Annotated in this window: 9 protein-coding genes and 1 riboswitch; of the genes, 5 read left to right on the top strand and 4 right to left on the bottom strand. The window is 70.7% G+C overall.

All coding sequences use genetic code 11. The features are described 5' to 3' along the window. Nucleotides 1–246 precede the first annotated feature (246 nt). A riboswitch (SAM riboswitch) is annotated at nt 247–382 on the top strand. A gap of 10 nt (nt 383–392) precedes the next feature. Continuing rightward, nucleotides 393–1,715 carry a threonine synthase gene (gene thrC, locus ACFQV6_RS43040; protein ID WP_378033516.1) on the top strand — a complete coding sequence of 441 codons (1,323 nt, stop codon included), beginning with the start codon at nt 393–395 and terminating at the stop codon, nt 1,713–1,715. Between the two features lie 220 nt (nt 1,716–1,935). On the opposite strand, the gene ACFQV6_RS43035 is transcribed toward thrC, so the two are convergent. Together ACFQV6_RS43035 and ACFQV6_RS43030 are read right to left on the bottom strand one after the other, a co-directional pair. After that, nucleotides 1,936–2,388 carry a hypothetical protein gene (locus ACFQV6_RS43035; RefSeq protein WP_378033515.1) on the bottom strand — a complete coding sequence of 151 codons (453 nt, stop codon included), beginning with the start codon at nt 2,386–2,388 and terminating at the stop codon, nt 1,936–1,938. Next, nucleotides 2,388–2,891, bottom strand: coding sequence for a GNAT family N-acetyltransferase (locus ACFQV6_RS43030; protein ID WP_378033514.1), 504 nt, complete (start codon nt 2,889–2,891; stop codon nt 2,388–2,390). Before ACFQV6_RS43030 ends, ACFQV6_RS43035 begins: the two co-directional genes overlap by 1 nt. 383 nt (nt 2,892–3,274) lie before the next feature. On the opposite strand from ACFQV6_RS43030, the gene groL reads away from it, so the two are divergent. Next, on the top strand, nt 3,275–4,897 hold the full coding sequence (gene groL, locus ACFQV6_RS43025; protein ID WP_378033513.1) for a chaperonin GroEL: 1,623 nt from the start codon (nt 3,275–3,277) through the stop codon (nt 4,895–4,897). 139 nt (nt 4,898–5,036) lie between these two features. Here groL and ACFQV6_RS43020 read toward each other — a convergent pair whose 3' ends face one another. Continuing rightward, nucleotides 5,037–10,031, bottom strand: coding sequence for an Ig-like domain-containing protein (locus ACFQV6_RS43020; protein ID WP_378033512.1), 4,995 nt, complete (start codon nt 10,029–10,031; stop codon nt 5,037–5,039). Nucleotides 10,032–10,153: 122 nt separating this feature from the next. Between ACFQV6_RS43020 and ACFQV6_RS43015 the strand changes: the two genes are divergently transcribed. Then, a complete protein-coding gene (locus tag ACFQV6_RS43015) occupies nt 10,154–11,953 on the top strand; it encodes a glycerol-3-phosphate dehydrogenase/oxidase (protein ID WP_378033511.1) in 1,800 nt (599 codons plus the stop codon). Continuing rightward, nucleotides 11,950–12,234, top strand: a complete 285-nt coding sequence (locus ACFQV6_RS43010; protein WP_378033510.1) for a DUF4031 domain-containing protein — start codon at nt 11,950–11,952, stop codon at nt 12,232–12,234. Before ACFQV6_RS43015 ends, ACFQV6_RS43010 begins: the two co-directional genes overlap by 4 nt. On the opposite strand, the gene ACFQV6_RS43005 is transcribed toward ACFQV6_RS43010, so the two are convergent. Next, the gene (locus ACFQV6_RS43005) at nt 12,206–12,844 is read right to left on the bottom strand and encodes a metal-dependent phosphohydrolase (protein WP_378033509.1); all 639 of its coding nucleotides are present in this window, start codon (nt 12,842–12,844) and stop codon (nt 12,206–12,208) included. The genes ACFQV6_RS43010 and ACFQV6_RS43005 overlap by 29 nt on opposite strands. A gap of 29 nt (nt 12,845–12,873) precedes the next feature. On the opposite strand from ACFQV6_RS43005, the gene ACFQV6_RS43000 reads away from it, so the two are divergent. Further along, nucleotides 12,874–13,998 carry an aromatic acid exporter family protein gene (locus tag ACFQV6_RS43000; protein ID WP_378033508.1) on the top strand — a complete coding sequence of 375 codons (1,125 nt, stop codon included), beginning with the start codon at nt 12,874–12,876 and terminating at the stop codon, nt 13,996–13,998. The last annotated feature ends 21 nt before the right edge of the window (nt 13,999–14,019 follow it).

Raw genomic sequence — 14,019 nt, 5'->3', positions numbered from 1 at the left:
TGGGCGGTGACCCGACGGCCCAGATGCCACCCGACCCTACGGGCCGGGCAACAACAAGGCTCCACCAATGAGCAGCGATCCGCACCCACCACCCGGCTACGACAGGGTGCCCTTGATCTTGTCTTTGGATCTTGGACTTGAGCAGGGCATCGCCAAGAGCGCAACCGTGAAAATGAGGCAAGGACCTCTCTCACACCCGGGTGGTATTGGGCGAATCTCGTCGTAGGGTGTGGGGAACAACTGAATACCTCATCCAGAGGGGCTGAGGGAACGGCCCGTTGACGCCCCGGCAACCACCGTGCATGTCTCGATGACGAGGCCGCGCGCGGCAGGTGCTAATTCCGTCCCCGTTTTGGCAGGTCGCCGCGGGGAAAGATGAGAGGAAGGCCTCGATGACGTCTGCCGTCAGCACACCCGCTGCCACCACCCCAGCTGCCACTACCCCCGCTGCCACCGCACCCGCCCCCACTTCGCCTGCTCGGGGGTTGATCTGTCGTGCCTGTGGTGCGGAGTTCCCGCTTGCCGCGCAGCACGCCTGTTACGAATGTTTCGGCCCGCTCGAGGTTGCCTATGACGAGGCGGCGCTCGCGCGGGTCACCAGGGCCCAGATCGAGGCGGGCCCGCAGAACATCTGGCGTTACGCGGGCCTGCTGCCCGCCGGCCAGGACCCGGCCACCCGGGTGACGCTCGACCCCGGTCTGACACCGCTGGTGAGTGCGCCGGCGCTGGCCGCGGCAGTGGGCCTGCGTGCGCCGCTGTGGGTGAAGGACGACTCGGCCAACCCGACCCACTCGTTCAAGGACCGGGTCGTGTCGGTGGCGCTCACCGCGGCCAAGGAGCTGGGCTTCAACAGGTTCTCCTGCGCCTCCACCGGTAACCTCGCCAACTCGGTCGCCGCGCACGCGGCCCGTGCGGGGGTGCCCAGCATCGTCTTCATCCCGGCCGATCTGGAGCAGGGCAAAATCATCACGACCGCGGTGTACGGCGGGGAGCTCGTCGCGATCGAAGGCTCCTACGACGACGTGAACCGGCTGTGCAGCGAGCTCGTGGAGACCGACGAGTTCGAGGACACCGCGTTCGTCAACGTGAACGTGCGGCCGTTCTACGCCGAGGGCTCCAAGACCCTGGGGTACGAGGTGGCCGAGCAGCTGGGGTGGCGTATCCCGGCGCAGGTGGTCATCCCGATGGCCTCGGGTGAGCTGCTCACCAAGGTGGACAAGGCGTTCTCCGAGCTGGTCGAGATCGGACTCGTCGAGGCGCCGGAGGGTGGCTGGGCGGTGTTCGGTGCCCAGTCGGAAGGCTGCAACCCGATCGCCACCGCGCTGCACGCCGACACCGACGTGATCGTTCCGGTGAAGCCGACCGGCATCGCGAAGTCGCTCAACATCGGCGACCCGGCCGCGGGGCCGTACGCGATCGAGGCGGTCAAGCGGACCGGCGGCTGGATGGACTACGCGAACGACGACGAGATCCGTGAGGGCATCCGGGTGCTCGCGGAGACCACCGGGATCTTCGCCGAGACGGCGGGCGGCACCACGATCGCCGTGCTGAAGAAGCTGGTCGCGAGCGGCAAGATCGATCCGGCCAAGGAGACCGTCGTCCTCAACACCGGTGAGGGTCTGAAGACGCTCGACGCGGTTGCCGGCCAGGTTGGACCGACTCACACGATCAAGCCGTCGTTGCGGGGCGCCCGTGAGGCCGGCCTGCTGGGATAGCTCTCTGTAACCGGTTCTCTGCCGGTTGTCGAGAAATACCTCCTCCGAGGACTTGCACTCCGATCTCCGGATCGGCAGGATGCTCTACGCGGGAGGACGCGACGCCGTACGAGGCCCCTCACCTGAGCTTGGCGACAATCTCCGAGGGACCCAACGACCCAGTGCTGACCCAATGGCTACGGCCGGAGGCACTGTGCGTCCGTCCTCCCGACCAAATTTTTCACCGGCGCCGCAGTGCGCGGTGCACCCATGGGCGCAGCGGCTCCTGCTCCGGATAGCCGCCGTCGAGCAGCCCGGCCCGCTTCTCGAAGAAGTTGCGCACGCCGAACGACCTGGTCAGCGAGATCGACCAGCCGCATGCGAGCCAGTAGGCCGGCCAGAACAGCGGGCCGAGAACCGCGTACTGGCTGGCATGCCGGCACTCGTGGGCCAGCAGGTTCGCCTGTTTGTCGGCCAGCAGCCACTCCGCGGACCGCTTGGTGATGATCACGGAGCCGACGGTGAAGCAGGAGGCCGGCGGAACGGGTAGCCGGTAGCCCTCGGCGATCAGCACCCCGTCGCGGCCCCGCCGGACCCGGGCGCCGGTCAGCATCGCCAGCAGCAGGCCCGCACCGGTCGTCCCGTTCGCCGCGGTGAGAACCGAGCGGGTCGCGTGCCAGCGTCGGCCGGCCATCAGATCCGCCTGCGCATCTGCAGCTCGGCGAGCGCCGGAACGGTCGGGTGCGGCAGCCGCACTCCGGTGTCGGTGAAGCCGAGCTTCTCGTACGCCCGGACGGCCCGATCGTTGCCCACGACAACCTCCAGCATCAGCTCGGTGCGCCCCGCCGCCGCCGACCAGTCGGCGACCGCGTCGATCAGCTGGGGCAGCACCTTCCCGCCCCGGTAGGCCGGGGTCAGGTAGACGGCGAAGACGACGGTGCAGTCGGGCTCGTCCGCGACGATGGTGCCGCCGGCGTGGCCGATCAGCGGGCCACCGGGGTCGGCGATGAACTGCGCCGTGTCCGGGCCGCTCGCGGAATGGGTGATCCGCTGCCGGTAGCTGTCGTGCGGGCGGGCGGCCGCCTGGGCCAGCGTCTCCAGGAAGGCGAGCGGACTGTCGGCGAGCATCTCCAGGCGCAGGGCGCGCATCCGTCCCGCGTCGGCGGTGGTGACCCGTCGAACCGTCCAGTTCTCCATGCCGTACTCCATACCGCCCGGTGTGACGTGCGGCAACCCGGTTGACGTAAACCGGTCCTGACCTGGGCCTCAAGATCTTTACAGGGAAAGCCCGGCCGGTCCGCTGGTTTCGCGGGAAGATGGGGTTTCTTGCACTCGCCACCGGGGAGTGCTAAACAAGTGATTGGCACTCGCGGCTAGTGAGTGCCAGCAGGTCGGGACGGTGGGGTTCCGGTCGTTGCGCTGCCATCGGCGCCACGGCACGAAACCGGTCGTCGCGGGCTATCCGGCTCGGCCTGAGGACGTCACATCGCCAGGTGGTGACGTCCACAGACGTTCCTCAACGTGCGGAGAGCGGGGCCGAAGAGGCCCGGCGCCGCGGATGTCCGGGAGGACAACGCCGTATGGCCAAGATCATCGCATTTGACGAGGAGGCTCGTCGGGGCCTCGAGCGGGGCATGAACCAGCTCGCCGACGCGGTCAAGGTGACCCTCGGCCCCAAGGGCCGCAACGTGGTTCTCGAGAAGAAGTGGGGCGCCCCCACGATCACCAACGATGGTGTATCCATCGCCAAGGAGATCGAGCTCGAGGACCCGTATGAGAAGATCGGCGCTGAGCTGGTCAAGGAGGTCGCCAAGAAGACCGACGACGTCGCCGGTGACGGTACGACGACGGCGACCGTCCTCGCTCAGGCGCTGGTCCGCGAGGGCCTGCGCAACGTCGCAGCCGGCGCCAACCCGATGGCCCTGAAGCGGGGCATCGAGGCTGCCGTGGCGAGCGTCTCCGAGGCTCTCTCGCAGCTCGCCAAGGACGTGGAGACCAAGGAGCAGATCGCCTCCACCGCGTCCATCTCCGCCGGTGACTCCACGGTCGGCGAGATCATCGCCGAGGCCATGGACAAGGTCGGCAAGGAAGGCGTCATCACCGTCGAGGAGAGCAACACCTTCGGCCTCGAGCTCGAGCTCACCGAGGGTATGCGCTTCGACAAGGGCTACATCTCGGCGTACTTCATGACTGACGCCGAGCGCATGGAGGCCGTCTTCGACGACCCCTACATCCTGATCGCGAACAGCAAGATCTCCGCGGTCAAGGACCTGCTCCCGGTCCTCGAGAAGGTCATGCAGTCGGGCAAGCCGCTGGTGATCATCGCCGAGGACGTCGAGGGCGAGGCCCTGGCCACCCTGGTCGTCAACAAGGTCCGTGGCACCTTCAAGTCCGTCGCCGTCAAGGCCCCGGGCTTCGGTGACCGCCGCAAGGCCATGCTGGAGGACATCGCCATCCTGACCGGTGGCGCTGTCATCAGCGAAGAGGTCGGCCTCAAGCTGGACGCCGCCGACCTGAGCCTGCTGGGCCAGGCCCGCAAGGTCGTCATCACCAAGGACGAGACCACCGTCGTCGACGGTGCCGGCAACGGCGAGCAGATCCAGGGCCGGGTCAACCAGATCCGCGCCGAGATCGAGCGCTCGGACTCCGACTACGACCGTGAGAAGCTGCAGGAGCGCCTGGCCAAGCTGGCCGGCGGCGTTGCGGTCATCAAGGTCGGCGCGGCCACCGAGGTCGAGCTCAAGGAGCGTAAGCACCGCATCGAGGACGCCGTTCGCAACGCGAAGGCGGCCGTCGAAGAGGGCATCGTCCCCGGTGGTGGCGTCGCGCTGGTGCAGGCCGGCAAGACCGCGTTCGACAAGCTGGACCTGGCGGGCGACGAGGCCACCGGTGCCAACATCGTCAAGGTCGCGCTCGACGCCCCGCTGCGTCAGATCGCCGTGAACGCCGGCCTCGAGGGTGGCGTCGTGGTGGAGAAGGTTCGCAACCTGGAGGCCGGCCACGGTCTCAACGCTGCGAACGGCGAGTATGTCGACCTCCTGGCCGCGGGCATCATCGACCCGGCCAAGGTCACCCGTTCGGCGCTGCAGAACGCCGCGTCGATCGCCGCGCTGTTCCTCACCACCGAGGCCGTCGTGGCCGACAAGCCCGAGAAGAACCCGGCTCCGGCCGGCGCCCCGGGCGGCGGTGACATGGACTTCTGAGTCCAGTCGTAAAAAGGGCGGGTCGCGCGAGCGGCCCGCCCTTTTGCATGCCCGGGCGGCGAGTCAGCACTGAGCGCCAGCCGCGAAGGTTCAGCTGGGCGTGAGGGCTGTGCCGGGGGCCGCGAGGCAGCGAGGCTGTCTAGTTCTGCGGAGGGTTTTCGCTGCTCGGGCCGGGGCGCCGGGGCAGGATGTCGCCGGCCCGGTGCAGGACGATCCCGGTGATCACGGCGGCGGCGCCGAGGCGGATCACGGCCCGCACGTCGGAGCCAGTCGTCGGAAGGTCCCGGGCGGGCCTGACGCGCACGGTGACGGTTCCGGTGGCGACGCCGCCCCGGCCGTCGCCGATCGTGTAGGTGAACGTGTCGGTCCCGCTCGCGAAGCCCGCCGCGGGTGTGTAGGTGATCGATCCCGCCTTCGCGGCCGCGGTGCCGTGCGCGGGACGGCTGACGTCCACGATCGCGAGGCGGTCGCTGTCCGGGTCGGTGTCGTTGCGCATCGGCCGGAACGTCACCCGGTCACCGGCGTCGACGCTCAGCGTGTCCGCGGCAGCTGTCGGCGCGCGGTTCGGCAGGCCCGGCGGCGGATTCACCGGCGGTGAGGCCGGCGGAGGCGGTGTGGTGGGCGGAACGGGTGTGCCCACCTCGACCACGATCGACGCCTGGGCCATGTTCCCGTAGGCGTCCATGACGGTGTAGATGAACGTGTCAGTCCCGCTGAATCCGGGGGCCGGCGTGTAGGTGACCGTTCCGTCAGCGTTGAGGACCACCGTGCCGTGTGACGGCGTGCCGACCGCGACGACGGTAACCGGTTTGCCGCTGAGATCGACGGCGGGCAGCGGGATGGCCACCTGCGCACCGGGCTTCGTGGCCGCCGCCTTGTCCGGCACCGCAGGCGGCTGTTCCGAAGGCGGAGGCGAGGGCGAAGGCGGAGGAGAAGGCGAAGGCGAAGGCGGAGGCACCGACGTGGGTGGGGACGACGGCAAGGAGGGGGACGAAGACGGCGAAGGCGGCAGAGACGGTGATGAAGACGGCGAGGGCGACGGGGACGAAGAGGGCGACGGGGGAGGTGTCACCACCACGCTGACCTGCCCCGACGCCGTGTTGCCGACGGCATCGCGTACGCCGTACCCGAAAGAATCCGTCCCGCTGAACCCAGCCGCCGGCGTATATCCCACCGTGCCATCCGCATTGATCACCGCGATCCCGTGCCCCGGTGTCCCCACCGAGACCACGGTCAGCGCATCCGACTCCGGATCACTGTCGTTGTCGAGCACCGGAACGAGCACCGACGTCACATAGGCGGTCGACGCCGAGTCCGGCACCACCATCGGTGGCCCGTTGATGCCGATCGTCACCATCCCCACATCGGTACGCCCGAGATCGTCACTCACCACGTAGGTGAACGTGTCCTGCCCGACGCTCCCCACGCCCGACCGATAGGTGAGCGTCCCGTCCGGGTTCAGCACCACGGCGCCCTTGCTCGCCGGGCCCGCCGAAGCCACCGAGAGCACCTGCCCGGTGTTCGGATCCCAGTCGTTGGCCAGCACGTTCACCTGCGTGATCACCTGCGGCTGAGCCACGAACCTGTCGTCGACGGCGACCGGCGCGGCATTGCGCACGGTGATGGTCAGGATGGCCGACGCGGCGAGCCGGGCCGGGTCCTCGATCGCGTAGACGATCGCATCAGTGCCGTAGAAGCCCGGCGCCGGCGTGTAGGTGAGGGTCTTGTCCAAGTTGCGGACGACCGTTCCGTGCCCCGCTGCCGTGGCTCCCACCAGCGTGAGCAGGTCACCGTTCGGGTCGTCGTCGTTGGCCAGCACGTCCACAGTGACCGGGGTGCCGGTGTCGGTGGCGACGGAGTCCGGCCGGGCAATCGGCGCCGAGTTCACCACGCCGATCGTCACGGTGGCGGTGGAGGACCCGTGCCCGTCACTCAGGGTGTAGTCGAACCGGTCGGCGCCCGTCCCGGCCGGTGTGTAAGTGATCTTGCGGCCGGGCCCGATGAGCACGGTGCCGTGTGCGGGAAGGGCCGTGACGGTGACGGTCACCGGTTCGCCGTTCGGATCGTCGTCGTCATTGGCCATGACGTCGATCGCGAGCGGCACGCCCGCCTGCACGGTGACCGCGTCCGGCCGGGCCACCGGCAGCCCGTTCGCCACGGTCACCGTGATCCGGCGGGTGTCGACGCCGCCGTGGCTGTCGTCGATCGTGAAGTCGAACTGGTCGATGCCGGAGAACCTCTGGTCAGGGGTGTAGCGGATGGAGCCGTCGGCGCGTACCACTGCGGTGCCGTGTGCCGGGTTGGTCGTGCCGCTGACCCGCAGCAGGGCGAGGTCGGCGGGGTTGGGATCGGTCGCGGAGGTCAGCACGTCGATGTCCTGGAACTGCCCGTGGCCGGTGCCGACCGCCTGATCCGCGGCGACCGGCGGGGCGTTGCGCACGGTCACCGTGACGGTCGCGGTCGCGCTCGCCAGGCCCAGATCGCGAATCGTGTACGAGAAGCTCACGGTCCCCGCGAACCCGGTGGGCGGCTGGTACCGGATCTTTCCGGTGTCGAGGGTGGCGGTGCCGACGCTCGGAGCGCCAATCGCGTAGATGCTCAGTACGTCGTTGAAGAGCAGGTTCGGGTCGGTGTCGTTGGCCAGGACATCGATCAGCACGTCGGTGTGGTGCGGCGTGGAATCCGCGTCGTCGGCCGCCGTCGGGGCGGAGTTGGCGACGTCCACGTAGACGTTGCCGACTGCCTGCCCCGCGTGGCTGTCCTCGACCGTGTAGGTGAAGTGCGCCCGGCCCGCGAAGCCCGGATCGGGTGTGTAGGTGAGTAGTGGCCCGAGCCGGATCACCGAACCGGCGCCGGCCTGCGGCTGGCCGGCACCGACGACCGTGAGGACGTCCCCGGTGTTCGGGTCGGTGTCGTTGGTGAGCACCGCGACCACCACCGATGTGGCGGGCGGCGTGTTGATCTCGTCGTCGTTCGCCACCGGCAGGGCATTCGCCGTGGTCACCGTGACCGTGGCGGTGCCGGTTCCGCCGTCGCCGTCGTCCACCTCGTAGGGGAAAGCGTCGGCGCCGGTCCAGCCCGGCACCGGGGTGTACGTGACGATGCCGAGCGCATCGACCACCGCCGTGCCGTGCGACGGCTGTGCGGTGATCGAGACGGTCAGGTCGCCGGGGGAGCCGTCGGGGTCCGTGTCGTTCGCGCGTACGTCCACGGTCACCGGGATGCCGTTCGTGGTGCCGGCGCTGTCGGCGGCGGGCTGTGGCGGCGAGTTGACCGCCAGCGTGGTGGAGTCCGAGTTGTTGGCGGTCACGGTGTCCTTGCCGGAACCGGCGGCGGTGAGCGTCGCCAGTGCGTCAGCGACTGCGCCCGCGCTCGCGTCCGCCGGGATCGACACGTTCGCGGTGTGCCCGGGGAGCAGGGGCCCGAGCAGGCAGGTGACCACCTGGCCGGACGCGGTGCAGGTGCCGGGCAGGGCGCCCGGGGTGATCCCGGTGGGCAGGGTCAGTTCGGCGCGGGCCGCGGGCTCCGGCTGCGGGCCGAGGTTGGTCACCGACGCGGTGTACGCGACACCGTGCGGCGCCGTGGCCCGCTGCACGTGAGCCGGGGTGACGGAGAGGCCGGCGGACAGGTCGGCGGCCGGCTGGAGCACGGGAGTCGCCGCCGTACCGCCCGCCGCGGCGACGCTCACGCTCGTGGTCCGGCCGGTGTAGCTGACGTTCACCAGGTTGTTGATCGCGTACCCGGCGGGCGCGTCCAGCCCGACCTTGACCCTCAGGGTGACGTAGGTGGTGCCGAGATACGGGATGCTGCCCAGCCGGAACACAGCCGCACCGCCGGCCACCTGTGCGCCGTCGGCGTCGGCCGCGTCGCTGGCCGGTACGCCCTGGACCGTGAGCGAGCCGGGAACATACGTGGTGTAGAGCGGGAACGCGTCGGAGAGCGTGACACCGTCGGCGATGTCGTTGCCGTCGTTGCGGACCGCGATCCGGTACTCGATCTCGTCGCCCGGCACCAGCGTGCCGCCGTCGAGGTCGGTGGCGGTCATCGTGGTCACGATCCTGGGTGCGTACAGGTCGATGGCGATCGTGACGACACCCGGGTAGTAGGTCTCGCCCGCCGTCGTCATGGTCAGCGTCGCGCTGGTCGCGGCGTTGCCGAGCACCCCGGACGCGTCGAACTTGTCGATGTCCACCCCGAACAGGTTGGAGTGGTTCGGGTTGCGCCCGCCGACGCTCACCCCGTCGTCGCTGACCGTGCTGTTGAACACGTTGTTCGCCGGGTTCGCCGGGTCGCTGAGCGACTGCCCGTTCAGGCGCAGCCCGTCGCCGGTCTTGCCCAGGTCACCCTCGTACGCGACGGCGCCGACCTCGGCACGCACCGTACCGGTGTGCGGCGTCTCGAAGCCGGTCACCGGGATGCTCACGCTGCCCGAGGCGATCGAGCCGAACCCGTCGTAGACCCGCAGGCTGCGCAGGGCCTCGGCGGGATTGCGGTACGCGACGACGAGGGTCCACCCGGCGTACCGGTCGGCGCCGCGGCCGGACTGGATGTTGGCCACCCCGTACACGCCGTCGCCGGCTCCGGCCACCAGCGGGGTCACGTCGGCGAAACCCTGGTAGGGGCCGTTGGCGGTGATCGTGTAGAGGCTCGAGGCGGTCACCTGGTTCCAGGTCGCGCCGGTAGGCGTACGAAAAAGGACCTTGTTCTTGTCGGACGGTGCCGGTGCCGCGCCGCCCAGCAGGCCCGCGACGGCGCTGCCCGCGCTCGGGTCGGCGCCCCAGTAGAGGCCGGCGAAGAGCACGGTGCTGCCGGCCGGCATGGCCACGGTCGCGGTGCTGTCGTTGAAGGTCGCCGGGTCGCCGTCCGTGTCGGTGTAGATCATCGGATAGCCGTTGTCGTTCAGGTCCTCGCCCACGGTGGAGCCGACACCGTTGCGCGCGGCGGCGCAGGCGGGCGTGAGGATGTTCACCGGGCAGGTCAGGTTCGCGTTGCCGCGCAGAAGGATCGAGCCGTTCGCGTTCACGTCGAACCGGGTGGTGAAGGGCGTCGTGATCGCCGCCTCGACCCGCCCCGGCAGAGTCGTCAGCATCACGGCCAGGACCAGCAACAGGAGCCCGGCGCTGCGTCCGCGCACGCACTCACGCTAGGTAGGATCGGCGGCCGCCGTGCGGGAATCGGAAACGGTTGATCGCGGTGGCCCCTTCCGGCCAGGATTCCCTCGCCGGGGTGAGCGGGCGAAGCGCTAACGTGGGACGGGTGCGTGAACCCTCCGTCTCCCGTTACTCGGCCGGTCGTCTCTCTCCGATCCGGCGGACCGCTGACCTGCACCGGCTGCGTGACGAGGAGTTCGACGTCCTGGTCATCGGCGGCGGGGTCACCGGCGCCGGCGCCGCGGTGGACGCCGCCTCCCGTGGTCTCAAGGTCGCCCTGGTCGAGGCGCGCGACTTCGCCGCCGGCACGTCCAGCCGGTCCAGCAAGCTGATCCACGGCGGCCTGCGCTACCTGGAGCAGCTCGAGTTGCACCTGGTGCACGAGGCGCTGACCGAGCGCGGCCTGCTCGCCACCCGGCTCGCGCCGCACCTGGTGCGCCCGGTGCCGATCCTGGTGCCGCTGCCCTCGGCCAACCTGGCGCAGCGTGCCTGGCAGCGCGCCTACTACGGCCTCGGTGTCGCGGCGTATGACGTCTTCGCCGGTGCCTTCGGTGCCGGCCGGGGCATGCCGCTGCACCGCCACCTGACCCGGGACGGTGCCCGCCGTCTCTTCCCGAGCCTGCGCGCCGACCGGGTGGCCGGCGCGATCCGCTACTTCGACGGTCAGGTCGACGACGCGCGCCTGGTGGTCAACCTCGCGCGGACGGCGGCGAGCCTCGGCACCGCCGTGGTCACCAGCGCTCGGGTCACCGGCTTCCTGCGCGAGGCCCGCCAGGTGGTCGGCGTGAAGGTCCGCGACCTGGAGTCGCCGGGCTCGCCGGAGTTCGAGGTGCGGGCGAAGACCGTCGTCGCCGCCACCGGCGTCTGGAGTGACGACATGTCGCAGATGCTGCGTGACGTGGGCGTCCGCCCCGGCTTCCGGGTCCGCGCCTCCAAGGGTGTGCACCTGGTGGTGCCGCGCTCGGCGATCACCGGCGAGGCCGGGCTGATCCTGCGGACGGCTACCTCGGTGCTCTTCGTCATTCCGTGGGGCGGTCACTGGATCATCGGCACCACCGACACCGACTGGCAGCTCGACCGGTCCCACCCGGCGGCTTCGGCCCGTGACATCCGATACCTGCTCGACCAGGTCAACGAGGTGCTGGACAGGCCGCTGACCACCGACGACATCGAGGGCGTCTACGCCGGGCTGCGCCCGCTGCTCTCCGGCGAGGCGGACTCGACCTCCAAGCTCTCCCGCGAGCACGCGGTGGTCGAGCCGATGCTGGGCCTGCTGCTGGTGGCGGGCGGTAAGTACACGACCTATCGCGTGATGGCCGCCGACGTCATCGACCAGGCGGTGCGCAGGCTCGGCGGCCCGGTGCGGCCGTCCCGGACGGCCGAGCTTCCGCTGCTCGGCGCGGACGGCTTCGCCGCCGCTTGGCGCGACCGTCAGGACATGGCCCGGCGGCACGGCGTCACCGCGGGCGTGGTCGAGCACCTGCTGGAGAGGTACGGGACGCTGACCGTCCATCTGCTCGCGATGATGGCCGCCGAGCCCGCGCTGGCCGCACCGCTCGCCGGCGCTCCGGAATACCTGGCGGCCGAGGTGGCGTACGCGGCGCTGGCCGAGGGCGCGCTGCACCTGGACGACGTGCTCACCCGCCGCACCCGGGTCTCCATCGAGACCGCCCACCGGGGCGCCGAGTCGGTGGCGCACGCCGCCGAGATCATGGGCCAGGCACTGGGCTGGGACGCCACCGTGCGGCAGAAGGAGATCGAGCACTACCTGGCCCGGGTGACCGCCGAACGGCAGTCGCAGACCATGCCCGACGACGCCACTGCCGACGCGGCCCGGATCGGCGCGCCGGACGTCCGTGGCCTGGCCGCCGACCGGCGGGTGGAACTACTCGAGATCGACCTTTGATCCTCGTCGACGAACCGCTCTGGCCGGGCCGCGGCCACCTCTGGTCCCACCTGGTCAGCGACCTGTCCTACGACGAACTGCACGCCTTCGCGGAGATGCTCGGGTCGCCGCGGAGGGCGTTCGACAGGGACCATTACGACATTCCGGAGTATCGATTCTCCAGTGCGCTCTGGCTGGGCGCGACGCTGCTGCCGTCCCGGGAGCTCACCGCCCGGCTTCGGGCGGCGGGACTGCGCCGCCCGAAGCACCTGGTCAGGCGAGCGTCTCCAGTTCGGCCCTGAGGTTGGCCCGGGCGGTCTCCTCCCAGGCCTCGCGGATCGGGTCCAGGCGGTAGATCGACGGGAGTTCCAGCAGGGCGGTCAGCACCTGGGTCCGGCCGGCCCGGAACGCGTCGTCGGGGACGTGGGCGTACTCGCGGCGGATCGCGCCGGTGTAGCGCTCGTACCGCTCCGGCTCGGTGGCGAGGATGGCCAGGTCCGCGTCGCAGAGCAGTTCGCCGTCCGGGTCGTCCTCTTCGGTCGCGTGCCCGGCGGTCAGGCTGACCAGCCGGGCCACCTCGGCGGCCACGTCCGCCGGAGTGCCGAGGCTCTGCAGAAGCCCTTCGGCGAACTCGGCGCTGTCCCGCTCGTTCGTGTCGCCGAGCGCCCGCGGGTCGTAGACCGCGTCGTGCATCCAGGCGGCCAGGCGTACCCGATCGGGGTGGGGTGCCAGGCCCGCGTAGGCGTCCACCACGTCGAGGACGGCCGCGAGGTGCGTCACGTCGTGGTAGTGGCGTTGCGGCTCGGTCCAGCGTCCCAGCAGGTACTGCGCGGCGGCGTCGAGGTCCGCGTCGGCCGCGGTGGCGCCGGCTCCCCGCGCCGCCGACCGGAAACGTTCGGGCAAAGATGTCACCCCCGCATCCTGGCACGTAGGTTGAGGCCATGATCGGTGGCAACCGGGTCACCGTGGCCCTCGGCCGGGGCCGGGCCGGGCTGATGCTCGCGGTGCAGGCCGGGCTCGCCGCCGGGCTGGCCTGGTTCGTGGCGCACGACCTGTTCGGCCGTCCGGTGCCGTTCTTCGCGCCGATCGCCGCCGTGATCACCCTGGGTTCCTCGGTGGGCCAGCGGCTGCGGCGCACCACCGAGCTGGTGATCGGCGTCGCGGTCGGCATCGGCATCGGCGATCTGATCATCCTGCTGATCGGTGCCGGTCCCGTGCAGATCGGCGTGATCGTGGTGCTCGCCGTGCTCGTCGCCACGGTGGCGGGCGGCGGGGCGCCGCTGATCGTGCAGTCCGCCTCGTCCGCGGTCCTGGTCGCCACCCTCACCTCGACCACCGAGCAGCCGTGGACCCGGTTCTTCGACGCGCTGATCGGTGGCGGGCTCGCCCTCGCGGTGATGTCGGTGCTGCTGCCGATCAACCCGCTCACCGTGGTCAGCCGGGCCGCCGATCCGGCACTGCGCGCGTTCACCGACGGGCTGCACGACGCCGCGAAGGGCCTGGCCGCGGCCGACCCGGCGATGGTGCAGGGTGCCCTGGAACGGCTGCGCGCGGCCGAGGGCACGTTCGACGCCTTCCGTACCGCGATCACGGCCGCCCGGGAGAACGTGGCGTTCGCACCGGCCCGCTGGCGGACCCGCGGCGCCCTCGCACAGTACGTCGAGGGTGCCGCCCAGCTCACCTACTGTCTGCGCAACGTCCGCGTGATGATCCGCCGGGCGCAGACCGCCCTGAACGACGCCGAGCCGGTCCCGGACGTGCTGCCGGCCTCGATCCGCCACCTCGGCGACGCGGTGGAGCTGCTGCGCCAGGAGTGGGACCGGGGCGCCGAGCCGGTGGCCACCAGGGAGCGGGCGCTGCGGGCGGCGTCCGAGTCGGGGCGGGCGTACCAGGAGGGTGTCGGGTACTCGGGCGGGGTGGTGGTGGCGCAGATCCGTACCGCTGTCGCCGATCTGCTGCGGGCCACCGGCATCGAGTACGCGGAGGCGACCCGGCAGGTCCGGGACGCGATCGGCTGGCGCGGACGCCCGCACAAGGCCCGCAAGCGCCCCGGGCGATCAAGGTGAGGGATCCTCGGGCACATCCGG

Origin of the sequence: Actinoplanes sp. GCM10030250, assembly GCF_042666575.1 — a bacterium.
Taxonomy (GTDB): Bacteria; Actinomycetota; Actinomycetes; order Mycobacteriales; family Micromonosporaceae; genus Actinoplanes.
This window is presented reverse-complemented; position numbering and strand designations above follow the sequence as displayed.